Here is a 26,800-nt window from a genome sequence, read left to right on the forward strand (position 1 = left end):
GGCACGGGGACGCCGCTCGCGCCGCGCCGGGGGCGGCGCTGTCTCACGCGAGCGCGAGCACCTCGTCGAAGCCCTCCCGCACGCACGCGACGAGCGCGTCGAGGTCCGGCACGGCGGCCGCGTCGGCGTTGAGCGAGACGTTCGCCATGTCGTCGATCGTGAAGAGCGTGGCGTTGACCGCGGCTCCCGAGAGCGGGCCGAAGGTCAGGAAGGCGCGGGCGCGCGCGCCCGCGACGAAGACCGGGGCGGGAATGCCGGGCACCGAGCTCGCGACGAGGTCGTTCTTCGTCGCCGAGGCCGCATAGGTGCGGAGCGCGAGCGGGAGCGGGAGCCGGTAGAGCACGCCGGCGACGACGTCGGAGTAGGCCTGCGCGGGCTCGTCGCGCGCCTCGGCGACGACGGCGTGGTGCGCGCGGATGCGGCGCGCCGGGTCGGGTTCGTCGATGCGCAGGGCGAGGCGGGCGACGGCGATGTGCGTGCCCGCGACGTCCGAGTCGGCCGCGGCGTTGCGCAGGCTGATCGGGATCGACGCGTTGAGCGCGGCGACGGGCTTGCCGTGCCGCGCGTGGTAGCGGTGGAGCCCGCCCGTCACGCCCGCGAGGAATGCGTCGCTCACGGTGCCGCCGGCGGCGTGCGCGGCGGCCTTGAGCGCGGCGATCGGCACCTGGAACGCGTCGACGTGGAAGTTCGTCGAGCGCGCCGTCATGACGGGGCTGAGCGGCCCGGGCATGTCGGCGAGCAGGCGGCGCAGCGAGGCGAGGTCGCGCGCCGCGGACTGCGCCGCACCGACCGGGTCGCGCGCGACGTCGACGGCCTTGCGCGCGCCCGCCCACAGGCGCCCCGGCACCTGCGCGAGCCGCTCGCGCACCGCCTCGCTCGAGAGCCGCGCCACGTCCGCGTCCTCGCCGGGCTCGAGCGCGCGCGGCGGCGGGGCGGCGCGCAGGTCGCCGTCGGGCGCGAGGTCGAACGAGTGCCGCATGATGCGCACGCCCGCGACGCCGTCGGTGACGGCGTGATGCATCTTCCACAGGATGGCCGCGCCGTTCTCGCCGCCCGGCCCCTCGCGCAGGCCGTCGATCGCGTAGAACTCCCACGGCGGGCGCTCGGGGTCGAAGGCCTGGCGTCCGATCGCGGCCGTGAAGTCGAGCAGCTCGCGCATCGTGCCCGCGCCGCCGAGGCGCAGGAAGCGCAGGTGATAGGCGAGGTCGAAGTCCTCGGCCCACGCCCAGATGGGCGTCGAGACGAGCTCGGGCATCGGCACGATGCGCTGACGGAGCCGCGGGATCTCGGCCGCCATGCGCGCGATCTTCGCGGTGAAGCGGGCGCGGTCGGGCGGCGCGTCGAGGACCGTCACCGAGAGGAGCGTCGACCGGAAGCGCCGGTCCCGCTCCATGCGCCACAGCATGGCGTCCTGCTCGCCCATCGCGCGCGGGAACTCGATCGTCGCGTCGGACACGTCCTTCCGTCCCTTCCTTTCCGGGCTCGCCGCGCGCCGGGCGCGCTCGCCTAACGAAGCGCTTCCCGCGCCGGCCCGCGGTGGCGCGCATAGGTCTCGCGGATCCACTTCGCGCCGGGGTGGTCCTCGAAGCGGCGGGTGAACGCGCGCAGCGCGGCGGGGACGGGCGCGGGGAACGCCATGTCGGGGTGCGCGGGGCCGGCGAGCGGCGCGAGCAGCGAGGCCGCCGCGAGGTCGGCGACGCTGAACGCATCGCCGACCAGGTGGCCGCTCGGGCCGGGCTGCGTCGCGAGCTCGTCGAGCGCGCGCTCGACCGTGGCGAGCCCGCGCGCGACGTCCGCGTCGTCCCGCGTGCGGTAGGCGCGCGCGATCAGGCGCCGCGCGACGGGGAACATGCCGCGGTAGAGCGCGCGCTTCGCGCGCGCGTGCCCCTCGCTGAAGAGCGCGCACATGTAGGCGCCCTCGTCGAGCAGCACGCGGAAGACGACCTGGCGCGCGGCGGGCCCGACCTCGTCGTCGAAGCGCCGCTCGATGGCGAGCGCGCGCTCGCGCTGCGCCGGGTCGGCGGGGTACAGCGGCGGCTCCGGGTAGCGGCGCTCGAGCTCGGCGACGATCGCGGCCGAGCCCTGCACGACCGCGCCGTCGACGAGGAGCACGGGGGTCGTCGAGGCCGGCGCGATGCGCGCGACGCGCGCGCGGTGCGGGCCGGGCAGCAGGTTCGTGCGCGCGTGCGGGATGCGCTTCCAGTCGAGCGCCCAGCGCGCCTTCTCGTTGAAGGTCGAGTACGGGAACTGGAGCAGCTCGATCCGCGCCATCGGGAGGCGCGAACCTATCACGGCGCCGCGTCGCCCGGTGCGCCGACGCCGTCTTCCGCCACCTCGAAGCCGGGCTCGCTCCGCCGCCCGCCCGGCAGGAAGTGGCGGATGCGCCGCGCGCCGATGCCGTGCGCGCGCGCCCACTGCGGGCTCGCCGCGCGCGCGGCGAGCGGGTCGAAGCCGCGTTCCGCGTCGAAGGGAACGCCGTGCGCCGCGTAGTAGTCGGCGAGCGTCGCGCGCGTGGCCGTGCCCGTGGCGTCCCGCCGCACCCAGAGCTCGCTGTTCGCGCTCGCGAAGGCGCGGAGCCACGCGGCGTCGCGCCGCGCGCGCTCGGGAGCGGGCGCGGCGTCCAGCCAGTCGCGCTCGACGAGGAGCAGGTCGAGCGCGAAGTCGTCGGCGAGGTCGAGGGCGCCCGGGCGCCCGGTCGCGATCACGTGACCGGCGCGCACGATGCCCTCGCCGATCTCGGGCCAGCGGCCGTCGGCGAACACGAGGTAGCGCCCGTTCAGCACGAGGTTCAGGTAGCCGCCCCACTCGGCGCGCGCGAAGAGCCTCCCCTCGAGCGGCGTGCCCGCGCGCGCGAGCTCGTCGAGCAGCGCGGCGCTGCGCACCGGGAACGCGTTCGGCGCGAAGAGCGTCCCCGCGCGCACGCGCTCGATGCGACGCGCGACGCCCTCCGCGGGCGCGAACAGGAGCGGCGCGGCGACGAGCGCGCCGAGCGTCGCGAGCACGGCGACCGCACAGCGCGTGCGCTCGCCGGCGCGCGCGAGCGCGCGCGACGCCTCGGCGCCCGCGAGCGCGACGGGCGCGAACGCGAGCCAGGTGAAGCGCATCGTGCGCAGCGGTGCGACGGCGCACGCGAGTGCGACGGCGGCGGGTGCGAGCGGCGCGCCGCGCCGCGCCAGGGCGAGGGCGGCGGCAGTGCCGGCCGCGAGTGCGATCGCGAACGCCGCGAGCAGCGCGCGCGCCGTCGGGTCGCCCGCATAACGAAGGATCGGCAGCCACTCGAGGCTCAGGCTCGCGTTCACGCGCGCGGACTCGACGAGGTACGGGAAGAGCGCGACGTGGTTCGGCGTCGCGACGAGTGCGAGCGCGCACGCGCCCGCGAGCTGCCACACGCGGCGCGGGTCGCCGCCGCCGAGCGCGTCGCGCTCGCGCGGCGCGGCGGGTCGCAGCCGTCGGTCGAGCGCGTCCGCGAGCGCGTAGCCCGCGACGAGCGCGGGAAAGAGCACGGCCGCCGAGTGCGCGTTCGCCCAGAGCGCCGTGGCGATCGCGAAGCCCGCGATCTGCGCCGGGCGGAGCTTCGGGCGCGCGACGAACGCCGCCCCGTAGAGCGCTGCGCCGACGAGCAGGTTGACGACGTGCGGCCGGACCTGGAAGCGCGCGGCGGCGCCGACCGTGCAGACGACGAGCCCGGCGAGCGCGAGGCCGCGCGTCGCGCCGGCGCGCCGCAGCAGCGCGTAGACGAGCGCGACGAAGGCGGCGGCGGCCGCCGCGTGCGCCCAGCGGAACGCGGCGATGCCCGCGCGCGCGAGCAGCTCCCAGTAGCCCCACTGCACGAGCCATTCGTGCGCGACCATCGGCGCGCCGCCCGCGGTGTAGGTGAACGGCTCGGTCCGCGGCACGGCGCCGTGCGCGGCGATCCAGCGGCCGAGCGCGAGGTGCCAGGCGAGGTCGCCGTTGTCGACGGGCGCGAGCATCGCGAGGCTCGCGAGGAAGGCCGTCGAAGCGACGGCGAGCGCGACGACGACGGGGTGCTCGGCCGCGTCGGCCGCGCGCGCGAGCCAGCGGGGGCGGCGCCGCCCGGCGGGTGGGATGCACGCGTCGCGCGCTGCGACGGCGCGCGCGGCGCGGGCGCGCGCGTCGGGTCCGATTCCAGGGGCAAGGACGCAGGCCTCGACGTGGCGCGCGCGGCGCGGCGGTGGAGAAGCGTCGCCGCACCGCCGCCGCGGCGCGCGACGCGCGCGAGCGTAGCGGCTCGCGCGCGGCGGCGAGCCCCGGGTCGCGCGCGGTCGCGAGCCCGGGGGTCGCGCGCGGTCGCGAGCCCGGGGTCGCGCGCGGTCGCGCGAAGCGGGCTGCTAGGCTCGCCGCCGTGATGCGCACCGCTCCGCCGCCGTCGGGACCGGGCTTCGCGTGAGCGCCGACGGAGCCGGGCCCGAAGGCGGTCGCGCGAGCGGCGACCGCGCGGCGCGCGCCGCGATCGCGTGCGCCCTCCTCGCCGCGGCCGCGGCGGCCGCGCTCTTCGCGGCGGTCGTCGCGCTCCGCTTCTCGCATCCCTACGAGCTCGAGTGGATGGAGGGCGGCATGCTCGCGCACGTGCGGCGCGTGCTCGACGGCCGCCCCGTCTACGCGAAGCCCGACCTCGAGTTCGTCTCCTACCTCTACCCACCGCTCTACTACTGGGCGGGCGCGCTCGCGAGCCTCGTCGTCGGCGAGGGATTCGGCGCGCTGCGCGGCGTGTCCGTCGCCTCGACGCTCGCAGTGTGCGCCCTGCTCGTGCGCATCGCGCACCGCGAGTCGGGCCGCTTCGCGGGCGGGCTCGTCGCGGCGGGCCTCCTGCTCGCGGGCTACGAGCGCAGCGGCGCGTGGCTCGACCTCGCGCGGGCGGACGCCTTCTACCTCGCGTGGATCGTGCTCGCCGTCGAGCGGCTGCGCGCGTCGTCGTCGACCGCGAGCGCCGTGCAGGCCGGGCTGGCCGTCGCCGCCGCGTTCTTCGTCAAGCAGTCGGTGGCCGTGATCGCGGCGCCCGTGTGGCTCGTGCTCCTCGCCGTCGATCGCCGGCGCGCGTTCGCAGCGGCGCTCGGCGCCGGCGTTCCCATCGCGCTCGGCACGCTGGCGCTCGACGCCGCGCACGACGGCTGGTTCCTCTACTACACGTTCACCGTTCCGCGCGCGCACCCGCTCGAGCCCGGCCAGGGGGCGGCGTTCCTGACGCGCGACCTCCTCGCCACCTACGGCTTCGCGCTCGCGCTGTTCGGCGCGTACGCCGCGCAGGTCGCGGCGCGCGTTCGCGCGCACCGGGCGCGCTCCGCGCCGTCCGCACCGCGCCCGGCCGCCGGCGACGCGCTCTTCGCGGCGTTCCTCGTCGGCGCGGCCGCGAGCTCGGGATCGGTGCGCGCGCTCGTCGGCGCGCACACGAACAACCTGCTGCCGGTGTTCGCCGCGGCGTCGCTGTGCGCGGGCGTCGCCTTCGACGCGTTCGCGGCGCGGGGCGGGCGCGCGGCCGTGCTCGCGGGCGCGGCCGTCGTCGCGCAGGTCGCGCTCCTCGCCTACGACCCGCGTCCGCTCGTGCCGACGGCGCGCGACGTCGCCGCGGGCGACGCGCTCGTCGCGCGACTCGCGGCGATCGACGGCGACGTCTGGATCCCGAACCACGGCTATCTCGCGCGGCGCGCGGGCAAGCGCGAGTACGCCCACACGCTCGCGATCGACAACCTCCTGCTCGACGACTTCGGGCCCGCGCGCCGCGACCTCGAAGCCGAGCTCGTGCGCGGCCTCGCCGAGCGGCGCTTCGCCGCCGTCGTGATCGAGTCGGACGGACGCTATGGCGGGCTCGCGCAGCGCTTCTACGGGGCGGGCGCGCCGCTCTTCGCGGCGGACGACGTGTTCTTCTGCGTGTCGGGGGGACGCATCCGCCCGGAGACGCTCTACGGCGCGGGCGCACCGCCGCCGCTCGGCGCGGACACCGCCGCGCCGAGCGCGCCGTCGCGGTAGAGGAAGAGCGCGACGAAGCGCCCGTCGGGCAGCTGCACGTGGCCGAACGCGTAGTCGCGCCGGAAGCGCGGGTCGGCCAGCAGGTCGAGGTCGGACGGGAACGCGGGCTGGAAGGCCTGCTCGATCGGGAGCGGCGCGGCGGACGCGCGCGGGATGCCGACGAGGACGACGTCGGGCCGCTGGTCGAGCACCCACGCGCCGTCGTGGCTCTCGTGGCCCGGGACGCCGAGCGCCTTGCCGGGCGCGCGCGCGACGCGGGCCGACGTGAGCCCGAGCATGTCGACGACGGGGAGCCGACTCGCGAAGCCGACGGCGCCGATCGCGTTCGCGGCGATGGTGGCGTCGGGTGCGCGCGCCGCGAGGAAGCGGCCGAGGTCGCCGAGGTCGCGGATGCGCGCGTCGTCCGTGCGGAGATAGGCGATGTCGAAGCCCGCGAACGAGTTCGGCAGGCACGCGAGCGGGAGCGCGGCGGCGACCGCGACGAGCGCGCGGCGCGCGAGCCCGGCCGGCGGCGCGAGCAGCGCGCCGACCGCATGGCCGAGCAGCAGCGCGACGAGCGGCTGCGCCCATGCCCACATGCGGTAGTAGACGAGCGCGTCGCCGCCGATGCGCAGGTACCAGACGACGAACGCACCGAGCAGCGCAGCCGACGCGAGCCGCGGATCGGCGGGGCGCCGCGCGAGCACGCCGAGCGCGAGCGCGACGGCGACGAGCGGCGCGAACGCGTGCACGCGCAGGTAGTGCCACGTGAAAAGCGCGCCGCGCTCGACGATCGCGAGCGAGAGCGGGTGCGACTTCGCGTAGTACGTGTTCGGGAGCGGGTCGCCGTAGTAGGCGAGGGCGGCGACGGCGACGGCGCCCCACGCGAGCACGCCCGCCGCGGCGAGCGGCCACGCGACGCGGAGCCCTCGCGCGAGGGCCGCGCGCAGCGGTGGCGCGCCCGCGTCGCCGTCGCGAACGGCCGCGCGTGCGAACGCGAGCCAGGCGGCGAGCGCGAGCGCATAGCCCGCGCCCTCGGGCCGCACGACCGCCGCGACCCCGAGCGCGCCGGCCGCGAGCGCGACGGCGCGTCGCCCGCCGCTCGCCGCGCCCGCGGCGCTCTTCGCCGCTCCTGCGGCGTTCTTCGCCGCTCCTGCGGCGCCCTTCGCCGCGCCTGCGGCGCTCTTCGCCGCTCCCGCGGCGCCCTCCGCTGCGAGCGCGGCGAGGAGGAGCGCGAGCGCGAACAGCGGCCCTTCGAGTCCCGCGGTCGTCCAGAGCGCGAACGGGCCGCTCGCCGCGAGCCACGCACAGCCGACCGCGGCGGGGAGCGCGCTCGTGTAGCGGTGGGCGAGCGCGAGCGCGACGGCGAGCACGCAGCCGAGCGAGGCGACGACGCCGACGGCCTGCGCCGCGCCGACGAGCGGCGCGCCGAGCGCGCCGAGCGCCGCGACGAGCGCCACGAAGCCCGGGTTCGAGAAGCCCATCACGCGCTCGCCCGGATTGAAGACGAGCCCCTCCCCGCGCAGCCAGTGGTCGACGTAGCGGAGCGAGATGTAGGCGTCGTCGGCGACGTGGTCGAAGTGGCGCGCGTGGAGCCAGAGCGCGAGGCCCGCCGCGAGCGCGACACCGAGTGCGGCGGCGCGCGCCCGCGCGGCGTCGGGGCGCGCGCGCGCGCGCGCTGCGGCGCCGGTCACGGGTGCGCCTCGCGCGGCGGGAGGCCGGGCGGCGGCCGGATGGGCTCGCCCGCGCGGGCGCGCCACGCGCGCTCGCAGGCCGCGATGCGCGCGTCGTCGAGCGGCTCGGCGCGGCGCTGCACGAGCACGTCGCCGTTCGGCGCGACGACGGTGTTCGGCGCATAGCATGCGAGGTAGTCGGGCGGCGCGACGCGCTCGTGCGCCATCTTGCGGAGCGCGGCGGGAGGGGGCGGCGTGCGCGCGACGACCCAGTCGTTGAGGCCGACCATGTCGAGGATGGCGACGTTCGGCAGCACCCAGCCGAGCAGCCCGACGTTGCCTGCGAGGAGCACGTCGCGATCGCCCCACGACAGCGTCGCGCCTTCGTCGCGCGAGGGCAGGAGCGCCTCGAGCGAGCGCAGGTACACGGCGTGCTCGCGGTGGCGCATGCAGACGTGGCGCGGGATCAGCCAGGCCTGCCAGCGGTCGAACGGCGCGGCGAGCCAGCGCAGGGGCGGCGGCAGGTGCGGCGCGACCGGTGCGACGAGGACGTGTGTCTCCTCGCGCGTCGCGAGGTCGCGCGTGAGCGCGTGGTGCATCCACGGGATGGGCCACGAGAGCGCGACGAAGGCGGCGAGCAGCGCCGCCGTCGCGCGCGGCGACGCGCCGGCGTCGGCGAGCAGCCACGCGAACGACGCGAACGCGAGCGGGACGAGGTGCGCGTAGACGCGGTACTCGAAGTGGTCGCCGCCGACGCGCAGCGTGTAGTAGGCGAAGTGCGCGGCCACGACCGCGGCGACCACGACGGGCGCGAGCGCGGGCGGCCCGCCGCCGCGCCGCACGCGCGCGACGGCCCACGCGCCCGCGGCGGCGAGCCAGACCCACAGTGCGTACTCGACCGCGAAGCTCGCCGCGTAGCGGAGGCCGCTCTCGGGCCAGGCGCCGAGCTGCTTCGCGTAGTAGGTGTTCGGCAGCCACTCGCCGTAGAACGCGCGGCGCCACAGCAGGTGGGCGACGGGCAGGGCGAGCGGTGCGAGCAGCGCGAGCGCGGCGGGGCGCGCCGCGCGCGCCGCGAGGACGGCGGTGCCGAGCACGAGCAGCCACCCGTCCGGGCGCGTCAGTGCGCCGGCCGCGGCGAGCGCGCCGAGGGCGAGTGCGCGGCCCGGGCGCGTCGCGACGTCGCGCTCGAGGGCGAGGCACGCGAAGCCCACCACGCACAGCGTGAACAGCGACGTCTCGAGCCCCGAGCTCAGCCACGTGACGAACGTGCGGTTCGTCGCGATGCCGAGCAGCGCGAGCGCGGCGAGCGCGGGCCGCCACGGCTCGAAGCGCGCGGGCAGGCGGGCGCGCCACGCGATGCGCAGCGCGAACGCGAGCGTGCCGAGCCCGAGCGCGAAGGAGAGTGCGTTGGCTGCGCGCGGCGGGGCGATGCCCGTCGTCGCCCACACGGCGCCGAGCAGCGCGATCCAGCCGAAGTTCGTGTAGCCCTCGACCGGCAGGAAGGGGGGCGGGTTCCAGACGAGACCGCGGCCGTCGAAGGCGTTCGAGAGATACCGGAACGAGATGAAGGCGTCGTCCGTGAGGAACCACATCTCGCGCCAGCCGACCCACGCGAGCACCGCCGCCGCGGCGTAGATCGATGCGACGAGGGCGCGGCGCGACATGGCGCGCGGAACGTACCCCACGCGATGCGCGCATGTTACTCTCGCTCGCCCTCATGCCCGCACGCGATCGCCCGTCGCCCGATTCGCTTCGCTGGGTCGAGCGCGCCGGCATCGCGCTGCTCCTCGCGCTCCTCGGATCCGCGTGGTGGACGACGGCCTGGGTGTCGGACGACGCCTTCATCACGCTGCGCACGGTCGACAACGCGCTGCACGGCCACGGGCTCGTCTGGAACGTCGGGCAGCGCGTGCAGACGTACACGCACCCGCTGTGGATGGGACTCGTGCTCGTCGCCTCGTCGCTCACCGGCGAGCTCTTCTTCACGCTGCTCGCGCTCTCGGCCGTCGCGACGGCGGTCGCGCTCGCCGTCCTCGCGCGCGGCGTCGGCGCGTCGCGCGCGGGGGTCGCGCTCGCGCTCGCGGCCGCGCTCGCGTCGCGCGCGTTCGTCGACTACGCGAGCTCGGGGCTCGAGAACCCGCTCGTGCACGCGCTCGTGCTCGGCCTCTTCGCGGTGTGCGCGCGGCGCGGCGAGGGCGAGGGTCTGCAGCTCGCGCGCGTCGGGCTCCTCGCCGCGTGCCTGCTCACCCGTCTCGATCTCCTCTTCCTCGCCGCGCCGCTCGCGGCGTTCGCGTGGCGGCGCGACGGGCTCCCGCGCGCGCGCGTCGCGATCGCCGGCGTCGCGCCGCTCGTCGCGTGGGAGGCCTTCTCGCTCGTCTACTACGGAGCGCTCGTCGCGAACAGCGCGCTCGCCAAGCTCGCGGCGGGGATCCCGGTCGGCGCGCGCGTCGCGCGCGGCGCGCTCTACTTCGCGTCGAGCCTGCGGGACGATCCGGTGTCGATCGCGCTGCTCGTCGGCGCGCCCGCGCTCGCCTTCGCCGTGCGCGACGCGCTGCGCGTCCCGGGCGCGGTCGCCATCGCCGCGCACTGCGCGTGGGTCGTGTGGGTGGGCGGCGACTTCATGCGCGGGCGCTTCCTGACGCCCGCGCTCGCCGTCGCGCTCGCGCTGCTCGCGCGCGCCGGCGCGGGGCGCGAGCGCGCGGCGTGGGCGGGCGCGGCGGCGCTCGCGATCGGGACGGTCGCCATCCCGTACCTCTCGCCCTTCGTCGCGCGCGACTACGGCCCGGAGTGGCACGCCGCGATCGACGCGCACGGCTTCGCCGACGAGCGACACTTCCACGTCGACATCTCGAGCCTCGCGAGCGCGCGCCGCGGCGAGGGCTTCGCGTCGGCCGACGAGCCGGAGCGCGTGCGCGAGGCGCGCGCCGCATGGTTCCGCGACCCGTGGATCGATGCGCTCGCCGCGGTCGGCGTGCTCGACGAGGGAGACGCCTGGCCGCCGCGCAGCGAGGCGGAGGCGGCGCGCGTGCGGCCGGTGCTCGTGAAGGGCGGCGTCGGGCTGCTCGGCTACCGCATGGGGCCGGGCGTCCACGTGATCGACTACCACGGCCTCGGCGACCCGCTGCTCGCGCGGCTTCCCGCGCTGCGCGAGGACCCGGTGCTCGCGCGGCTCATCCCGCGGCTCGCGCCACTCGGGTGGCGCACGGGGCACTACCTGCGGCCCGTGCCGGCCGGCTATGCGGCGTCGCGGAGCGCGGGGGAGAACCTCGTCGCCGACCCCGACCTGCACGCGCTCGTCGACCGGATCGACCTCGTGACGTCGGGGCCGCTCTTCGCGGCCGAGCGCTGGCGGGCGATCGCCGACCTGCACGGCGCGTTCGCGCGCGAGCGGATCGCGCGCTGGGCCGAGCGGCGCCGCGTCGCGGGCGCGCCCGAGCTTCGTTAGTCGGAGCCCTCGGGCGCCGCTTCGAGCAGGCCCTTCTCGAGCTGGTACTGGTGGCGACAGGCCTTCTCGACCGTGTCGAGCTCGTGCGAGACGCGCGTGTCCTCGAACGTGACCTCGAGCGGCGGCACGGGCGGCACCCAGACGAGGGTCGATACGTCGACCGGCGCGCGCTTCAGGTTCGAGATGTCGATGCCGTACTCGCGCTGCACGGCCGCGATGTAGCCGTCGAGGTCCTTCGGGCCGAAGCGCGTCGACCACAGCATGTCGTCGTAGAAGAGCAGCTTCACGCGGCCGGCGTAGCCGAGGTGCTCGAAGCGGCCGACGCGGAGCGTCTTCGAGCGCGAGCCCGGGCACGTGCCGCGCGCGGGCACCTCGTGGTCGAACACGATCTCGTGCGGAAGGTCGGCGACCTGCGCGACGACCTCGTCGAGCGTCGCGAGGCTGTGGAACGGCCCCGCGAGCGCGCTCGGCGGCGCGCCGTCGGGAACGCGCTCGACCGGCGGCGGCTCCTCGAACAGGCGCGGCGCGCGGCGAGCGGGCGACTCCGACTGCACGATCTCGGTGGGCTGCTCCTCGTAGCAGCCCGCGCCGAACGACGACGCAACGGCGAGCGCGAGCAGCGCGGCCGGAGCGGCGGACGCCGCGGCGCGGGCGCGGGTGCGGGGGCGTCGGGGCGCGGCGGGAACGGCGGGCACGGCGGCGGAAGCGGGCGACATCGGCGCGGACCTATATCACCGCGGGCGCGCGCCATCCAGCCGCGCCGAGACCGCGCCCCGACCGCGGCGCGATGGCGCCGCGCCCCGCGCGGCTAGCGGTGCGCGGTCCGGCGCGCGGCGGCGAGCACAAGGCGCGCGGCGTCGGCGCAGCGCAGCGCGCGCTCGCGCGGCGGGAGCGCGGCGAGCGCGTCCGAGAACACCTCGACACCGATCGGTGCGCGCGAGCCGATCGCGTCGAGCATCGCCACGACCGCCGCGACGTCGCTCGCGCCTTCGCCCGGCAGGAGCCGCTCGCGCATCGTCTCGCGCATCGGCGGGCCGTGCGGCTCGCGCGGCGCGTCGTTGACCTGCACGCCGCGGACGAGCGCGCCGTCGAGCGCGCGCAGCGCGTCGGCGTCGCCGCCGCTGCGGAAGTGGTGCCAGGTGTCGAGCATGATGCCGCCGTTCGCGCGGCCCGCGCGCGAGGCGATCGCGGCCGCGGTCGCCGCGTCGGGGATGCCCGTCCACGGGAGGAACTCGATCGCACACGCGAGGCCGTGCTCGGCCGCGCGGTCGCACACGCCGGCGAAGGCCTCGGCGGCGCGGTCGACGTCGACGGGGCCGGGCAGCGGATGCGGGCAGTTGAGCACCGTGCCGCCGACGCCGTCCGCGATCGCGAAGAAGGCCGCTTCGTCGCGACCGAGCATCGCGCTCGCGTCGGCGCCCGGGAGCGCGCCGCGCGCGTCGGCGCGCAGCCAGCCGAGGTAGGGGTCGAGCTCGGCGACGGCGAGGCCCGCGTCGGCGAGCCGCGCGCGCACCTCGGCGAGGGCGAGCCCGTCCGCCGCGGCGCGCTCGACGTCGTCGACCGTGAGCGAGATGCCGGTGTAGCCGGCGGCCGCCGCCGCCTCGATCTTCGCGCGCAGCGGCGCGTCGCCGAGGGTTCCCGAGCAGAGCACGAGGTCGTCGGGGCCGAGCACGAGCCGCTCCTAGGTGGGCGACGCCGCGAGCCGGCGCCGGTCGACGCGCGCCGCGAGCCGCGCGCCGAGGTCGAGCAGCGGTCGCTCGAGCGCGACGAACATCGCCGCGGCGAGCGCCCACGAGGCGAGCGCGCAGGCCGCCGCGAGCGCCGCGACCCACGGCCCCATGCGGGGCGCGCGGAACATCGCCGAGAACGGGCCGCTCATCCACGCGAACAGGACGTACGGGTGCACGAGGTACATGCCGTACGAGACGCGCGCGATCGGCGCGAGCGCGCGCGCGGCGAGCGCGCGGCTCACCGGCGACGTCGCGTGCAGGACGTGGGCGACGAGCGCCGCGGTGCCGAAGGCGAGCAGCGGGAACTGGAAGAGCAGTCGGAAGGCGCCGCCCGCGTGCGGGCTGCCGAACGCCCACACGGAGGCGATCGCCCCGGCGCCCGCGGCCGGGAGCCAGAGGCCGGCGCGCGCGACGAGGCGGCGCAGCGCGTCGGGGAAGTGCACGTGCGCGTAGGCGACCGCGACGCCGGCGAAGAGCTCGTCGAACCGGAAGTGCGACTGGAAGTAGACGGCGCGGACGGAGCTCCCGGGATCGGCGGCGAAGACGGCGGCGCGCGCGGCGAACGGCCCGAGCAGGCCGAGCGCGAGGACGGCCGCGTGGGCGGCGCGCCCGCGCCCGCGCACGAAGAGCCACAGGAGCGGCGGGAGCACGAGGTAGAAGTGCTCCTCGATGCACAGCGACCACGCCCAGCTCATCGGGCTCGGCGCGCCGGGCGGCGTCCAGTAGTTCGCGACGTACAGGAACGCCGGCCACGCCGCGGCCCGGAGCGCGCCGAAGTCGCGCGTCTCGAACAGGAAGGCGAACGCGCGCGGCGCGTGCGGTGCGACGACGAGGAGCGCGGCGGCGAGCACGACATAGTAGGCGGGGAAGATGCGCAGGCTGCGGCGCACGAGGAACGAGGCCCAGCCGATGCGACCCGTGCGCGCGAGGTTGCCCAGCAGGATGCGCCCGATCAGGAAGCCGGACAGCACGAAGAACACGTCGACGCCCGACCACAGGTTGAAGAGCCAGCGCTGCACGGGAGAGAACGCGCCCGCCGCCTCGCCCCGCGCGGTCGTGTAGGCCGAGAACACGGAGGCGTGGAACGCGACGACGGCGAGGATCGCCAGCGCGCGCAGGCCGTCGAGCGCCGCGACGTGGCTCGCGGGGCGCTCGAAGAGGTCGCGCCGGATGCGCGCGATCAGCGCGCGAGCTCCTCGCGCGCCGCGCGCGCGACGCGCGTGCCGTCGAAGAACGCCGGGTTCGCGCCGCCCCAGAGCGCGACCGCGTTGCCGAACACGAAGTCGCGGAAGTCGGCGCGCGTGATCCACCCGTGCTCGACGAGCTCGTGCGCCTCGAGCAGCACCTCGCTCATGTCGGGGACGTCCCAGTGTCCGATGTCCGAGCTGAAGAGCGCGCGCAGGCGCGCGCCGCCCGGGTTGCGCGCCGCGTCGAACGCGGTCGCGTTCATGGGGTCGTCGGCCTCGCAGCCGAAGAAGAAGCGGTCGGTGAAGATCGCGCGGATGTCGTCGACGCTCTCGATGCCGCTGCGCGCGAACTCGTCGAGCCGGCTGCGGTCCTCGTCGGGCTCCGACAGCATGTGCAGCGCCTCGTCGAGGCGGTCGAGCGCCGCGAGCTGGCGCGCGTCCCCGTAGCGCCGGAACAGCTCCTCGAGCCGCGCGCGGTCGAGCTCGCGCGGGTCGTAGTGGTGGATGTGCTCGCGGTTGCGCTTCTCGTAGTGGCCGACGAGATCGGAGTAGAGGTTGCAGCCCCAGCCGACGCCGCCTTCGAGGAACGCGAAGCGCAGGCGCGGGTGGCGCTGCGGGACGCCGTCGAGGAAGAGCGCCCGGCAGATCGCCTCGCCCGCCGCCGCGAAGTTGCCGAGGTGGTTGAAGACGTAGTTCGTCGTCGACGCGCGGCTCCCCCAGCCCATGCCCGTCGAGTGGAACGTCGGCGCGACGCCGAGCTCCTCGCAGCGCCGCCACACCGGCGCGTAGTCGTGCGGGCTCTCGACGCCGAACGTGTCGAGCCAGCGCGCCGCGCGCGACGCGTGGCTCCCGGGCAGCGGCCGCATCGCGTACGCGCCCATCAGCACGGCCTTCATGCCGAGCTCGCCGACGGCGTGGTCGAGCTCGTCGATCGCCTCCTGCGGCGAGTACATCGGGACGACGGCGACGGGGGCGATGCGGTCGCCGTACTTCGCGTAGGACTCGGCGCGCACGCGGTTGAACGCGCGGCACGCGGCGGGTCGCAGCTCGTCCTGCTCGAGGTGGTAGGCGGTGAGGCCGTAGGTCGGGTAGACGACCGCGAAGTCGATGCCGAGCTCCTCGAGGCGCTCGGCGAGGAGTGCCGGGAGCATCGCGGTCGCGCGGTCGAGCGTGTTGCGCGCGGGCAGGCCCCACCACGGGATGCGCGGCATGCCGAGCGCGCGGCGCTGCTCGACGTCGAGCGCGCGCGCGAGCGTCGCGCCGGCGAGCACCTGCTCGAAGCCCGCGAGCACGCGATCGCCGGCGATCGCGAGGAGCTCGTCCTTCACGGCGGGCAGGAACTCGATGTCGTGCCCGTCGCCGTCGATCACGGGATGGTCGAGCTCGGCGCGCAGCGCGCGCACGCGGCGCGCGGCGTCGGCCGCGGAGTCGGACGTCGGGACGGACATGCGGGCGCTCCTTGCGGGTCGGGCCGCGCCTCGGCGCGGCCGCGCGCATCCTACGCGCGCCGCGCGCGGGCGGCCCCCGGGATTCGAGACGGGCCGATCCGTTTCTGATAGCCTGCGCGCGGTCCACGGCGAGGGTGCGCGTGAGCACGGGAACCGGCACGGAGCCGCGCGGCGGCGAGCAGAGCGAGGCGGATCGGGCGCCCGCGCCCGGGCGGCCGCGCAGCGAGGAGGCGCATCGCGCCATCCTCTCGGCGACGCTCGAGCTGCTCGTCGAGGTCGGGTTCTCGGCCCTCACGATCGAGGGCGTCGCGCAGCGGGCCGGCGTCGGGAAGGCGACCATCTACCGCCGCTGGAGCTCGAAGCTCCCGCTCGTGATCGAGGCCTACGGCCTGCTCCCGCAGCTCGAGGACGTCGACACCGGCCACGTCGTGACCGACCTCGAGGAGATGCTCCGCAACTACCTCCGCCTCCTCACGTCGACGCCGCTCCGCGGCGTCATCCCGAGCATCGCGGGCGAGCGCGCGCACAACGAGGAGCTCTCGGAGCTCTTCGATCCGATCGTGCGCGAGCGCAGGCGCCCGCTGATCGCCGTGCTGCGGCGCGCCGTCGCGCGCGGCGAGCTGCCGGCCGACGTCGACCTCGACCTCGCGGCCGACCTGCTCGTCGGGCCGATCACGACGCGGCTCTTCTTCGGCTCGCGCATCTCGCCGAAGATGGTGCAGCCGATGGTGCAGATGGCGCTCTGGGGCCTGGCCGGCGGTCGCGGCCTCGCGCCGCCCGCGGGCGGGCGACGCTAGGCGCGGCGCCACGCGCCGATCGCGTCCTCGCTCTCGACGAGCGTCGCGATGAAGCCGAGCGTGTTCGCGAACACGGCGTCGGCGTACTCGGGCGGCGTCGCCGCCACGCAGTCGCGCGGGATGACGACCTGGTAGCCCGCGTTCACGGCGTCGAAAGCCAGGTTCATCACCGCGACGTTCACCGACACGCCGGCCGCGATCACGGTGCGGATGCCGAGGTTGCGCAGCAGCGAGTCGAGCTCCGTCCCCTCCCAGGGCGAGAGCCCGTGGAAGCGCGGCACGACGAGGTCGGACGGCTCGACGCCGATCTCGGCGACGACCTCGACCGCGGGCGTGCCGGGCGTCAGCTGCACGGGCGAGCGGGCGGCCGCCGCGAACAGGCGCGCGTTGGCGTTCGCGCCGCGCCCGTCGGGCCGGCGCATCGCGATGCCGTGGACCACCGTGCAGCCGGCCGCGCGCGCGGCGCGCACGAGCGCCGCGAGCCTGGGCACCATCCCCTGCCGCGCGGCCTTCGCCAGCTCGGGCAGGTTCGAAGCGGCACCGATCACGCCCTCCTGGCACTCGTTCATCACGATCGCGGTGTGCGCGGGCGCGAGCAGGGCGGCGAGATCGATCGGCATGCTAGGCGAGCTCCCAGCGCGGCAGCGTCCACTCGTCGTCCATGCGCTCGAACGCGACGCGCACGGGTGCCCCGATGCGCACGCCGGCGACGTCGGCCTCGGCGAGCGGCGCGCCGCCCGGCCCGACGAGCGTCCCGGCGAGCCGCACCGTCGCGTCCTCCTCGAGCGCGACGAGCGCGACGACGAGCGGCAGGCGCTCGGCGAACGCGGGCAGGAGCGGCGGGTGCGGGACGACGAACGACCAGATCGCGCCGCGCCCCGACACCTCCTCCCAGACGGGCGCGCGCCGCGCGTGGGCGGGGCCGAAGGGCGAGAGCGGGCGCGGCGGGAAGATCCAGCGCCCGGTGTCGGCACAGCGCGGGAGGCACAGGCGCCCTTCGCGCGCGAAGCGGTAGAAGGGCAGGGCATCCTCGTCGCACACCGGCGCGACGAATCCGTGCGCGGGTGCGCTCGCGCTCATGCGTCAGTCCCTCCGCAGGATCAGCGCGCTCGTCGGCACGCACTCGCCCGCCGTGACGAGCGTCGCCGCGCAGCCCTCGACCTGGCTGGTCGACGTGCCGCGGATCTGGCGCACGCCCTCGAGCACGAGGTTGAAGCCGTGCACGTAGGCCTCCGAGAGGCCGCCGCCCGAGGTGTTCACGGGCAGGCGTCCGCCGAGCTCGAGCCCGCCGTCCTCGGTGAAGGCCGCGCCTTCGCCGCGCGCGCAGAAGCCGTACGCCTCGAGCGAGAACAGCACGAGCGGCGTGAAGGCGTCGTAGAGCTGCGCGCAGGCGATGTCGCGCGGGCGGACGTCGGAGTGGCGATAGAGCTGCTCGGCGCACGCATGGCCCGGGCCGCGCAGCGGGTCGGCGCACCAGTAGTTCGTCATCGCGTGCGACTGCGCCCCCATGCCCTGGCCGAAGGCGTGGACGAGGGCGGGGCGCTGCCGGCAGTCGCGCGCGCGCTCCGCCGACACGACCACGCACGCGAGCGCGCCGTCCGTCTCGAGGCAGTTGTCGAAGAGGCACAGCGGCTCGCTGATCCAGCGCGCGGCCATGTAGTCGTCGCGTGTCATGCGCTTGCCGTGCATGACGGCGGCCGGGTTGCGGTTCGCCATGCCGCGCACCGCCGTCGCGACGTTGCACAGGTGCTCGCGCGTGGCGCCGTACTCGTGCATGTACCGCCGCATGAGCATGGCGATCTCGTCGACGGGCCGCGCGAGGCCGTGGGGCCGCGTGAAGGCCGCGGTCGTCGTCGGCTGCGCGTACATCCCGCTCGCCCACGGGCGCACGCCCGAGCCGCGCTTGCGCGAGCGCCACGCGACGCCGACGCGGCACTGGCCGGTCGCGACCGCCATCGCGAGGTGGCCGACGCAGCCCGGCCCCGCGCCGCCGCCGTAGGGGACCTGGTCGAAGAAGGTGAGGTCGCCCGCGCCGATGGTCTTCGCGACCTCGGCCGCGTCGGTCGTCTCCATCGTGTACGAGCTCATGCCGTCGACCTCGGACGGGTCGATGCCGGCGTCGGCGAGCGCGTCGAGGACCACGCGGCAGGCGAGCGCCTTCTCGCTCGGCTCGAGGCGCTTGGCGAAATCGGTCTGGGCGATGCCGACGATCGCGGTGCGGTCGCGGATCGCGCCGTCGGGAGCGGGCGCGGACATGGAGCCTCGATGCTAGGCGAGCGGCGTCTCGAGGGCCTGCGGCAGCCCGTACAGGTTCACGACGTTGCCGGCGCAGATCAGGTGGCGCTCGCGCTGCGAGACGCCCTGCAGCTGCTCGCCCGCGACCTTCCGGCTGTACGGCCAGTCGCACCCGTGGTGCGGGTAGTCCGTCGACCACGCGATGTTCTCGATGCCGATCGCGTCGCGGTTCGCGATGCCGAAGCGGTCGGTGATGAACGTGCACAGGAAGTTCTGGTGGAAGTAGTGGCTCGGGAGGTGCCGGATGTCGACGCCCGTGTGCGTGCGGTTGCGCCAGTAGAAGTCGTCGAGGTGCTCGAGGCAGGCGGGGATCCACCCGATCTGCGTCTCGACGCCGACGATCTTGAGCTTCGGCACGCGGTCGAAGAGGCCGCTCATCACGAGCTCGCACAGGATGGGCGGGAACGCGAGCTGTCCGGCGAGCGCCATCTGGCCGATCGCCGCGACGCCGGTCGGGCTGCCGCCCGCCTTCGCGCGCTTGCGCTGGATGTTGATGTGGATCGAGACGGGCATCTCCGCCTCGGCGGCGGCGGCGAAGAAGCGCTCGTCCTCGCGCGAGAGGTCGTCCTCGCCCGTCGGCCAGGTGCTGATGATGACGCCGCGCGCGCCCTTGTCCTTGCAGCGCCGCATCTCGGCGATGCACTCGTCGACGCCGAGGTTCGGCATCTGCGCGAGCGAGAACAGCCGCTCCGGGTCGTTCGCGCAGAACTCCTCGTGCATGAAGTCGTTGTAGGCCTGGATGCCCGCGCGGTGGAAGTCGCGGTCCTCGTTGCCCATGAAGTAGAACATGGTGCGCTGGCTCGGATACAGGAACTCGGCGTCGACGCCGTCGAAGTCCATGTCCTCGAGCCGCGCCTTGCCGTCCCAGCATCCCTTGCGCACGGTGTCGTAGGTGTAGCCGGTCCACTTGATGTTCTCGTACGCCATGCCGGGCGTGGCGACGAGGCCGATGTACATGAGCGGCGCGCCGGGCTGCAGCTGCCACGCGTCGCCGCCTTCCTCGTCCTTCACGAGCTTCGGCGCGCGGTCCTGGAACTTCTTCGGGAGCCAGCGCTCCCAGATGTGCGGCGGCTCGACGACGTGGCAGTCGGCGTCGATGAGTCGGTACTCGCGCATGGCTCCTCCTCGCGGCCGTTCGTCGGTGCGGCGGGTTTCGGGCCGTGACGGCGGCGCGTATTGTAGTTCCTCCGCCGGCGCGAACGCGGGCGAAATTCCGGCGCGAGCCGCGCGCGCGCGGCCGAGGCGCGAGGGAGCCGATGGCGAAGGACGAGGAGCGGGAGCCCGAGGGCTGGGGCCCCGAGGTGGAGCAGATCGAGCGGCGCCGCGCGCTCGCCCGCGAGATGGGCGGGGCCGACCCGGTCGAGCGCCAGCACGCCGCGGGCAAGCTCACGGTGCGCGAGCGCATCGAGGCGCTCGCCGACAAGGGGAGCTTCCGCGAACGCGGCGGCATCTCGGGCGTGGCGGAGCTCGCGGGCGACGGCACGGTCGAGCGCTTCTCGCCGGCCAACGTCGTGCTCGGCACCGCGCGCATCGAGGGGCGGCCCGCGGTCGTGTGCGGCGACGACTTCACGCTCCGCGGCGCGGCCTACACGCCGGCGAGCCTGCGCAAGGGACAGTATGCCGAGATGCTCGCGCTCGACGCGCGCATCCCGCTCGTGCGGCTGCTCGAGGCGGGCGGTGCGTCGGTCGCGGGCGCGACCGGCACGCGCGGCCGCTCGGGCTACGACCTCGTGCTGCCCGAGCTCATGAACCCGCTCGCCATGCGCACGATGGCGACGATCCCCGTCGTGTGCGCGGCGCTCGGGCCGTGCGCGGGCTTCCCGGCCGGGCGCCTCGCCGCCGCCCACTTCTCGCTCATGACGAAGCACACCGCGCAGGTGCTGACGGGCGGCCCCGCGCTCGTCGAGCGCGCGACCGGCGCCGCGACGACGAAGGAGGAGCTCGGCGGTGCGCAGGTGCACGCGCGCAGCGGCGTCGTCGACAACGTCGTCGAGGACGAGGTCGAGGCGCTGCGCGCGATCCGCCGCTTCCTCTCCTATCTGCCGCTCTCGGTGTACGACCGCGCACCGCGCGTCGAGACGGGCGACCGGCGCGACCGCGCCGACGAGGAGCTGCTCGCGATCGTCCCGCGCAACCGGCGCCGCGCGTACAAGATGCGCCGCGTGATCGAGCACGTCGTCGACCGGGGCAGCTTCTTCGAGATCGGCACGGGCTACGGACGCAGCCAGATCACGGGGCTCGCGCGCGTCGACGGACACGCCGTCGGCGTGCTCGCGAACGACGGCTACCACGAGGGCGGCTCGATGACCGCGCTCGGCGCGCGCAAGGTGCGCCGCTTCATCGAGACGTGCGACGCCTTCGGCCTGCCCGTCGTCTCGTTCGTCGACGAGCCGGGGTTCGCGATCGGGCCGGACGCGGAGCGCGCGGGCACGATCCGCTTCGGGATGGAGGCGCTCTTCGCGGCCGTGCAGTCGACGGTGCCCTGGTTCGCCGTGCTCGTGCGCAAGTCGTTCGGCGTCGCCCAGGGCATCCACTACGGGCCGGGGGCGACGGTCGTCGCGTGGCCTTCGGCCGAGAGCGGCGCGCTGCCGGTCGAAGGAGGCGTCGCGCTCGCGTACCGCCGCGAGATCGAGTCGGCGCCCGACCCCGAGGCGCGCCGGCGCGAGCTCGAGGACGAGATCGCGGCCGCGCAGTCGGTCTTCCCGCGCGCCGAGGACTTCGGCGTGCACGACCTGATCGACCCGCGGCGCACGAGGCCGCTCCTGTGCGACTGGCTCGAGGAGGTGCAGCCGCGCCTCGCCGCGCGCGCGCCCGGCCCGCGCAGCTACACGATGCGCCCGTAGCGCGCGCCTGCGCGCCCGCGCGCCCGCACGGCCCGCGCGCCTGCGCGCGGCGCGGCGTGCGAGCCGGCCTCGCGTCGGCGGCCCGACCTAACGTCCCTGGAACGCGGGCTTGCGCTTCTCCGCGAAGGCGGAGACGGCCTCGAGGTAGTCGGCCGTGGTCGCGCCGCGCACCATGCGGTCGGCTTCCTCGTGCAGGCAGGTCGCGAGGTCGGCGTGGAGGGCGCGGTTCAGGTTCTCCTTCATGTAGCGGTGCGCGACGGGCGGCCCGGCGGCGACGTCGCGCGCGAGTGCCTCGGCCTCCGTCGCGAGCGCGTCGCGCGCCACGACGCGGTTCACGAGCCCGAGCGCGAGCGCTTCGGCGGCGTCGACGCGGCGCGACGTGAAGAAGAGCTCGCGCGCGCGCGCGGGCCCGACGAGGTGCGTCAGGAACCACGCCACGCCGTAGTCGCCGGCGAGCCCGAGTCGCGCATAGGCGGTCGTGAGCACGGTGGTGTCGGCGGCGATCCGAAGGTCGCACGCGAGCGCGAGTCCGAGGCCCGCGCCCGCGGCCGCGCCGGGGAGCGCGGCGATCGTCGGCGTGCCCATCTCGTGGAGCCAGCGCGGCAGGTCGTGCTCCCAGCGCAGCTGGCGCCGGCGATCCTCGAGCGAGGGCGGCTTTCCCTCCGACTTCATGCGCTTGGTGTCGCCGCCCGCGCAGAACGCGTCGCCGCTCCCCGTGAGCAGCAGGCAGCGCGCGTCGGGCGCGGCGTCGAGCTCGGGGAGCAGGCGCCACAGCGCCTGCTTCATGTCCATGGTGAGCGCGTTGCGCGCGTCGGGCCGGTGCAGCGTGACCGTCGCGACGCCGTGCTCGACCCGGCAGAGCACCTCGGGCGTGCCGGTCTCGATCGCGCGCGCGGTTGACTGGGAGTCCATGGTCGGTGTCGTCTCCGTGGGGCTGCGAGCAGCGCGCGTCGCCCGCGCGCGCGCCGGCGGCGCAGCCTATCACGCGAGCCGCGCGCGAATTCGGTCCCGGCCGATCGGGCGATGGGGTACAACAGGTGCCGCGACGCCGGGCCCGGCGCGCGACGTGCGCCGCCTTCGTTCGCACACGTGGGAGCGCGCGCTCGCGCACGCGGGTCGCGCCGGTCCGCTCGCACACCGAGGAGCCCGCCCGACATGAACGAACGCGCCCTTGCCCTCGCTTCCTGGCTCGCCCTCGCGATGCTCGCGCTCCCGTGCGGCGCGATCGCGCAGGACGACGACGAGGAGATCGACCCGACGCAGTCGGGCTACTACGTCGCGCTCTCGGCCGGCACCGCGCTCGACCAGTTCTCGGGCGGCGACTTCGACAACGGCTACGGAGGCGGCGTGCTCGCCGGCTATCGCGCGGGCCAGTACGCGTCGGTCGAGCTCGAGGCGCAGTTCCTCGAGAACTTCGAGACGCGGCGCGGCGGCAACAACGAGGTCGACCTCTGGCTCGCCACCGTGAACTTCCGCCTGCACGTCCCGATGGGCCGCTTCGAGCCGTACCTGACGTACGGCGTGGGCGCGCTCGGCGCGGAGAGCACGGGCGCTCCGGCCGCGCGCATGAAGCGCACCGACCTCGCGTTCAAGGGCGGCGCCGGGCTCGCGTTCTTCCTGTCGGACGACGTGTCGATCTTCGGCGCCGCGACCTACGCCGTCCCGCTCGGCAGCGCCAAGAAGTTCGAGCACGCGACGTTCGTCGTCGGCGCGCAGTACAAGTGGGAGGAGTGAGCGGCGCGCGCGCGGCGCGCGCGCGTCAGAAGCGGTAGCCGATGCCGAGGCCGATCGACATGTACTTGACGTCGTTGACCGCCTCGCCCTGGCTCGCCACCCACGCGAACTCGCTCGACAGGTAGACGTGCTCGTCGACGTACACGTCGACGCCGCCGCCGAGCCGCAGGACGACGCCCGCGTCGTTCGCGCGCACGATGTCCTCGTAGCGCGTGCGGTTCGTCGAGACGCGGCTCGGCTGGATGTCCTGCTGCGGCCACGCGGAGTCCGGGCTCGCCCACATCACGCCGGCGCCGATCAGTGCGTAGGGCTGGATGCGCCCCGTCAGGATCGGGAGGCGCAGGTTCCCGGTGAGCGCGGTCGTGTCCATGTCGATCGTGCCGAAGTCGGCGATCTCGGTCTGGAAGTTCGTCATGTGCTCGACCTGGAGCTCGACGGCGACGTTCGCGAGCACGCGGCGGCCGGCGCGGAAGCCGAAGCCGGAGCTGTTCGAGACGTCGGCCGGCCCGATCGAGAGGAAGAGCGCCGGCGTGCCCACGCGGGGCGGCGACGGGGTGTTCGTGTTCGGGTTGCTGATGAAGGGGCTCGACGGCGCAATGACGGCCTTGTCGAGGTTGCCGTTCAGCTCGTCCTCGAGCTTGCGCTCGATGCCGTACGCATAGCCGAACTGGATGTACCAGCCGTCGCGCGAGAACGGCCGCTCGCGCTCCTCGGCGCCGAGCAGCTCGTCGGGGTCGACGAGCTCGACGTCCGGCTGCGCGGGCGATTCCTCGGGAGCCTGGGCCGGCGCGGCGTCGGGCTCGCCGCCGGACGCGTCGGAGAGATCGTCGGGATCGATCAGCTCGTCGTTCGCGCCCGCGGCGGCTGCGCGTTCGGTGTCGGACCCCGCCTCGGCGAAGCTCGCGGACGAGCACAGCAGGAGCGACGCGAGGCAGAGTGCGAGTGCTTCTCTCAGCACGGCTTTCCCCTATCTGAGCCGAGAAGCGCCGCGCGGCCCGGGACGGCCGTACGCGGCGCAGCGCGGCACTCTCGCACGGCGGCCCCAGCGGTTCAAGCGCGCTTTTGGCGGTCGGATCGGCCCGCGCGCGCGGCGGCGACGACGCGACGCGCGTCGTTGACATCCGACAGCGATGCGGCTTGGATCGCGCGCCGACGCGCGAACCGAGCGCGCGCAACGTGGGCGGGAGGCGCGTCGATGAGTGCGGCGAACAAACAGGTCGTGCGCGACTACTTCGCGCGCATGGCGGCGGGCGATGCGGCCGCGGCCGATCTCCTCGCGGACGACGTGACGTGGTGGGTTCCGCAGTCGAGCTCGCTCGCGGGCACGCACGCGGGCAAGCCGGCGGTGCTCGCGATGATGGCCGGCGGCGTCGACGCCTACGCGAGCGACGTACCGTTCGAGATCGACGTGGAGCGGCTCGTCGCCGAGGACGACTGGGTGTGCGCGCAGGTCGAGCTGCGCGCGGCCGCGCGCGACGGAACGCCGTACCGCAACCAGTACCACTTCGCGATGCGCGTCCGGGACGGTCGGCTCGTCGAGGTGCGCGAGTACGTCGACACGCTCTACGTGTCGCGCACGCTCGGGATCTGAGCGCGCGGTCGCTCGACGGCGCAGTCCGCTTCGGTACCGTCGGCGACCGCTTCGCCGCCGCCACAGGAGAGTCGCCCGATGGGTCTTCCCGAACCGCCCGCTCCCGGATCGCACGCGCTCGTCCCCGGCACGTTCGACGGCCAGGTCGTCGTCGTCACCGGCGGCGGCACGGGGCTCGGCAAGGGCATCGCGCTCGAGTTCGCGCGGCTCGGCGCGCACGTCGTCGTCGTGAGCCGCAAGGCCGAGCACCGCGAGGCGGGGCTCGCCGCGCTCCGCGAAGCGGGCGCGGAAGGCTCGGCCGTCGAGTGCGACATCCGCAACCCCGAGGCGGTCGCTGCGATGTTCGACGCGATCGAGGCCGAGCGCGGGCTGCCGTCGGTGCTCGTGAACAACGCGGCCGGGAACTTCCCGGCGCCGGCGGAGGATCTCTCGCCGAACGGCTGGCGGACCGTCGTCGACATCGTGCTCAACGGCACGTTCTACTGCTCGCGCGAGTTCGGGCGGCGCCACATCGCGGCGGGGACGCCGGGCAACATCGTGAACGTCGGCGCGTCGTACGCGTGGACGGGCGGCCCGGGCTTCGCGCACTCCGCCGCCGCGAAGGCGGGCGTGAAGAACATGACGGAGACGCTCGCGGTCGAGTGGGGGCCGTACGGCATCCGCGTGAACGGGCTCGTTCCCGGGCTCTTCCCGCACGAGGACGAGACGGCCGACATCCGCAGCGTCCCCGGGCGCGGCGACCGCGCGGGCGAGGAGGCGAGCTGCCCGGCCGGTCGCACCGGTCGCCGCCGCGAGCTCGGCTGGGCGGCGACCTTCCTCGCCTCGCCGTACGCCGCCTACATCACGGGCCACACGCTCGTGGTCGACGGGGCCAACTGGCAGCGGCGCGCGATGCGCCAGCCCGAGTTCGTGCCGATCCGCGAGCAGATGGGCAAGGGGCCGTTCGCGCTCTGAGCCCCCGCGCCTAACGTCCGGCGCCCGGCCGCGGCGCGGCGAGCGCGTCGATCGCAGCCTCGATGCAGCGCGCCCAGTGCGCGTGCACGATGCCGTTCGGGTGCCCGGTTCCCCCGACGCGCAGATGCGGCTGCGCGCCGTCGCCCGGGTAGCGGCAGTCGACCACCGCGGCGCCGCCGCGCGCGGCCGCGGCGGCGTAGCGGCCGAGTCCCTCCTCCTCGCTGCCGTGGAGGATCGCGACGATCGCGCGCGCGGAGCGCGCGCGCATCGCAGCCGGGAACGTGCGGAGCAGGCGGAGCGTGACGGGCTCGGCCCAGGCGTCGCGCTCGCGCAGCGCGCGCTCGCTCGCCCGCTCGTGGATCGCCGCGACGAGCGCCGAGCGGCGCTCGAGCGGCCACGCGGGAAGGGCGAGCACGGGGGCGTGGACGACGAGTCGCGGCCCGTCGATCTCGGCGCGCGGCGGGGCGAGGCGATCGCCGGAGCGCGCGCGCAGGCCGGCGAGCCACGCGTGCGTCGCGACGTTGCGCATCGCGTGGAAGGTCGCGAAGCCGTAGACGACGACGTCGGGTGCGAGGCGCCCCTCGTCGACCGCGAGCTCGGCGGAGAGCTGGGCCTGCAGCGTTCCGTAGCCGCCCGTGCCGAAGTTCTCGACGAGCCATTCGGGCCGCGCGCTCTGCAGACGGAAGCCCGCGGTCTCCTCGTCGACGACGCCGTAGCCCTGCATCCACGAGCCGCCGACGAGCGCGACGCGCCGCCGCGGCGGCGCGAGCGGCGCCGGTGCGGCGCGCGATGCGCGGCGCCCGCCCGACCAGAACGTCATCGCCACCGCGCCCGCTTCGTTGCTGCGCGCGACGCCCTCGCGGTTGCGCCAGCCGAGCACGGGATGCGGCTCGGACCACGGGTCGTCGGTCGTCGGCGGGGCCTGCGGCGCGAGCCCGGCCGCGCGCGCGACGAGCTCGCCCGCGAGCGCCGCGAGCGCGAGTGCGAGCGCGAGCGCGGCGCACGCGAAGACGGCGCGGCGCACGCGATCAGGTGCGCCGCAGCGCGCGGAACGGAGTCGTCCGATCCTCGCGCGGCTCGCGCGGCAGGCCGAGCACGCGCTCGCCGATCCCGTTGCGGTGCACCTCGCACGTGCCGCC

The 26,800-nt window shown here is 75.7% G+C and carries 23 protein-coding genes; 7 read left to right on the forward strand and 16 right to left on the reverse strand.

All coding sequences use genetic code 11. From position 1 onward, the window contains the following. Nucleotides 1-43: 43 nt before the first annotated feature. Genes R3E88_18360 through R3E88_18370 form a run of 3 tightly spaced genes read right to left on the reverse strand, consistent with a single transcriptional unit; the run spans nt 44 to nt 3,971 of the window. Nucleotides 44-1,456, reverse strand: a complete 1,413-nt coding sequence (locus tag R3E88_18360; protein ID MEZ4218444.1) for a wax ester/triacylglycerol synthase family O-acyltransferase — start codon at nt 1,454-1,456, stop codon at nt 44-46. Between the two features lie 50 nt (nt 1,457-1,506). Next, the gene (locus R3E88_18365; protein MEZ4218445.1) at nt 1,507-2,271 is read right to left on the reverse strand and encodes a glutathione S-transferase; all 765 of its coding nucleotides are present in this window, start codon (nt 2,269-2,271) and stop codon (nt 1,507-1,509) included. Between the two features lie 17 nt (nt 2,272-2,288). Continuing rightward, nucleotides 2,289-3,971 carry a hypothetical protein gene (locus tag R3E88_18370; protein ID MEZ4218446.1) on the reverse strand — a complete coding sequence of 561 codons (1,683 nt, stop codon included), beginning with the start codon at nt 3,969-3,971 and terminating at the stop codon, nt 2,289-2,291. Between the two features lie 433 nt (nt 3,972-4,404). Between R3E88_18370 and R3E88_18375 the strand changes: the two genes are divergently transcribed. After that, nucleotides 4,405-5,985, forward strand: a complete 1,581-nt coding sequence (locus tag R3E88_18375; GenBank protein ID MEZ4218447.1) for a hypothetical protein — start codon at nt 4,405-4,407, stop codon at nt 5,983-5,985. Here R3E88_18375 and R3E88_18380 read toward each other — a convergent pair. Both R3E88_18380 and R3E88_18385 read right to left on the reverse strand, forming a co-directional pair. Next, nucleotides 5,919-7,658: a hypothetical protein gene (locus tag R3E88_18380; GenBank protein ID MEZ4218448.1), complete on the reverse strand. Its 1,740-nt coding sequence runs from the start codon at nt 7,656-7,658 to the stop codon at nt 5,919-5,921. The genes R3E88_18375 and R3E88_18380 overlap by 67 nt on opposite strands. Continuing rightward, on the reverse strand, nt 7,655-9,301 hold the full coding sequence (locus R3E88_18385; GenBank protein MEZ4218449.1) for a hypothetical protein: 1,647 nt from the start codon (nt 9,299-9,301) through the stop codon (nt 7,655-7,657). The genes R3E88_18380 and R3E88_18385 overlap by 4 nt, the downstream gene beginning before the upstream one ends. Before the next feature lie 32 nt (nt 9,302-9,333). Here R3E88_18385 and R3E88_18390 point away from each other — a divergent pair, with 32 nt between their 5' ends. Continuing rightward, a complete protein-coding gene (locus tag R3E88_18390) occupies nt 9,334-11,082 on the forward strand; it encodes a hypothetical protein (protein ID MEZ4218450.1) in 1,749 nt (582 codons plus the stop codon). Here the strand turns inward: R3E88_18390 and R3E88_18395 are convergent. From R3E88_18395 to R3E88_18410, 4 genes are all read right to left on the reverse strand, one after another. Further along, nucleotides 11,079-11,798: a hypothetical protein gene (locus R3E88_18395; protein MEZ4218451.1), complete on the reverse strand. Its 720-nt coding sequence runs from the start codon at nt 11,796-11,798 to the stop codon at nt 11,079-11,081. The two genes, R3E88_18390 and R3E88_18395, sit on opposite strands and share 4 nt — an antisense overlap. A 92-nt stretch (nt 11,799-11,890) precedes the next feature. Continuing rightward, nucleotides 11,891-12,754 carry a sugar phosphate isomerase/epimerase gene (locus tag R3E88_18400; GenBank protein MEZ4218452.1) on the reverse strand — a complete coding sequence of 288 codons (864 nt, stop codon included), beginning with the start codon at nt 12,752-12,754 and terminating at the stop codon, nt 11,891-11,893. Nucleotides 12,755-12,763: 9 nt separating this feature from the next. Continuing rightward, nucleotides 12,764-14,068, reverse strand: coding sequence for an acyltransferase (locus tag R3E88_18405; GenBank protein MEZ4218453.1), 1,305 nt, complete (start codon nt 14,066-14,068; stop codon nt 12,764-12,766). Then, nucleotides 13,993-15,447, reverse strand: coding sequence for an amidohydrolase family protein (locus R3E88_18410; GenBank protein ID MEZ4218454.1), 1,455 nt, complete (start codon nt 15,445-15,447; stop codon nt 13,993-13,995). The genes R3E88_18405 and R3E88_18410 overlap by 76 nt, the downstream gene beginning before the upstream one ends. 140 nt (nt 15,448-15,587) lie before the next feature. On the opposite strand from R3E88_18410, the gene R3E88_18415 reads away from it, so the two are divergent. After that, complete coding sequence (locus R3E88_18415) at nt 15,588-16,244, forward strand: TetR/AcrR family transcriptional regulator (GenBank protein ID MEZ4218455.1); 657 nt, start codon at nt 15,588-15,590, stop codon at nt 16,242-16,244. Here the strand turns inward: R3E88_18415 and R3E88_18420 are convergent. The 4 genes from R3E88_18420 to R3E88_18435 are packed head-to-tail and all read right to left on the reverse strand — an operon-like array spanning nt 16,241 to nt 19,655. After that, nucleotides 16,241-16,864 (reverse strand): cysteine hydrolase, encoded by a 624-nt coding sequence (locus R3E88_18420; protein ID MEZ4218456.1) that lies wholly within the window; start codon nt 16,862-16,864, stop codon nt 16,241-16,243. The two genes, R3E88_18415 and R3E88_18420, sit on opposite strands and share 4 nt — an antisense overlap. Nucleotide 16,865: 1 nt before the next feature. Further along, nucleotides 16,866-17,324, reverse strand: a complete 459-nt coding sequence (locus tag R3E88_18425) for an OB-fold domain-containing protein (protein ID MEZ4218457.1) — start codon at nt 17,322-17,324, stop codon at nt 16,866-16,868. 3 nt (nt 17,325-17,327) lie between these two features. After that, nucleotides 17,328-18,500: a lipid-transfer protein gene (locus R3E88_18430; GenBank protein ID MEZ4218458.1), complete on the reverse strand. Its 1,173-nt coding sequence runs from the start codon at nt 18,498-18,500 to the stop codon at nt 17,328-17,330. A 12-nt stretch (nt 18,501-18,512) separates the two neighbouring features. Continuing rightward, on the reverse strand, nt 18,513-19,655 hold the full coding sequence (locus R3E88_18435) for an amidohydrolase family protein (GenBank protein MEZ4218459.1): 1,143 nt from the start codon (nt 19,653-19,655) through the stop codon (nt 18,513-18,515). Between the two features lie 140 nt (nt 19,656-19,795). Between R3E88_18435 and R3E88_18440 the strand changes: the two genes are divergently transcribed. After that, nucleotides 19,796-21,382: a carboxyl transferase domain-containing protein gene (locus R3E88_18440; protein ID MEZ4218460.1), complete on the forward strand. Its 1,587-nt coding sequence runs from the start codon at nt 19,796-19,798 to the stop codon at nt 21,380-21,382. A gap of 87 nt (nt 21,383-21,469) precedes the next feature. On the opposite strand, the gene R3E88_18445 is transcribed toward R3E88_18440, so the two are convergent. Then, nucleotides 21,470-22,294, reverse strand: coding sequence for an enoyl-CoA hydratase-related protein (locus tag R3E88_18445; protein MEZ4218461.1), 825 nt, complete (start codon nt 22,292-22,294; stop codon nt 21,470-21,472). Nucleotides 22,295-22,537: 243 nt separating this feature from the next. Here R3E88_18445 and R3E88_18450 point away from each other — a divergent pair, with 243 nt between their 5' ends. Beyond that, on the forward strand, nt 22,538-23,116 hold the full coding sequence (locus R3E88_18450; GenBank protein ID MEZ4218462.1) for a porin family protein: 579 nt from the start codon (nt 22,538-22,540) through the stop codon (nt 23,114-23,116). 25 nt (nt 23,117-23,141) lie between these two features. Here R3E88_18450 and R3E88_18455 read toward each other — a convergent pair whose 3' ends face one another. Next, on the reverse strand, nt 23,142-24,074 hold the full coding sequence (locus tag R3E88_18455) for a porin family protein (GenBank protein ID MEZ4218463.1): 933 nt from the start codon (nt 24,072-24,074) through the stop codon (nt 23,142-23,144). 237 nt (nt 24,075-24,311) lie between these two features. Here R3E88_18455 and R3E88_18460 point away from each other — a divergent pair, with 237 nt between their 5' ends. Both R3E88_18460 and R3E88_18465 read left to right on the forward strand, forming a co-directional pair. Then, nucleotides 24,312-24,707: a nuclear transport factor 2 family protein gene (locus R3E88_18460; protein MEZ4218464.1), complete on the forward strand. Its 396-nt coding sequence runs from the start codon at nt 24,312-24,314 to the stop codon at nt 24,705-24,707. Nucleotides 24,708-24,785: 78 nt separating this feature from the next. Further along, nucleotides 24,786-25,661, forward strand: a complete 876-nt coding sequence (locus tag R3E88_18465; protein MEZ4218465.1) for an SDR family oxidoreductase — start codon at nt 24,786-24,788, stop codon at nt 25,659-25,661. Between the two features lie 10 nt (nt 25,662-25,671). Here R3E88_18465 and R3E88_18470 read toward each other — a convergent pair whose 3' ends face one another. Further along, a complete protein-coding gene (locus R3E88_18470; protein ID MEZ4218466.1) occupies nt 25,672-26,685 on the reverse strand; it encodes a hypothetical protein in 1,014 nt (337 codons plus the stop codon). Nucleotides 26,686-26,800: the final 115 nt, after the last annotated feature.

Source organism: Myxococcota bacterium, from assembly GCA_041389495.1.
Classification (GTDB): domain Bacteria; phylum Myxococcota_A; class UBA9160; order UBA9160; family UBA4427; genus JAWKRT01.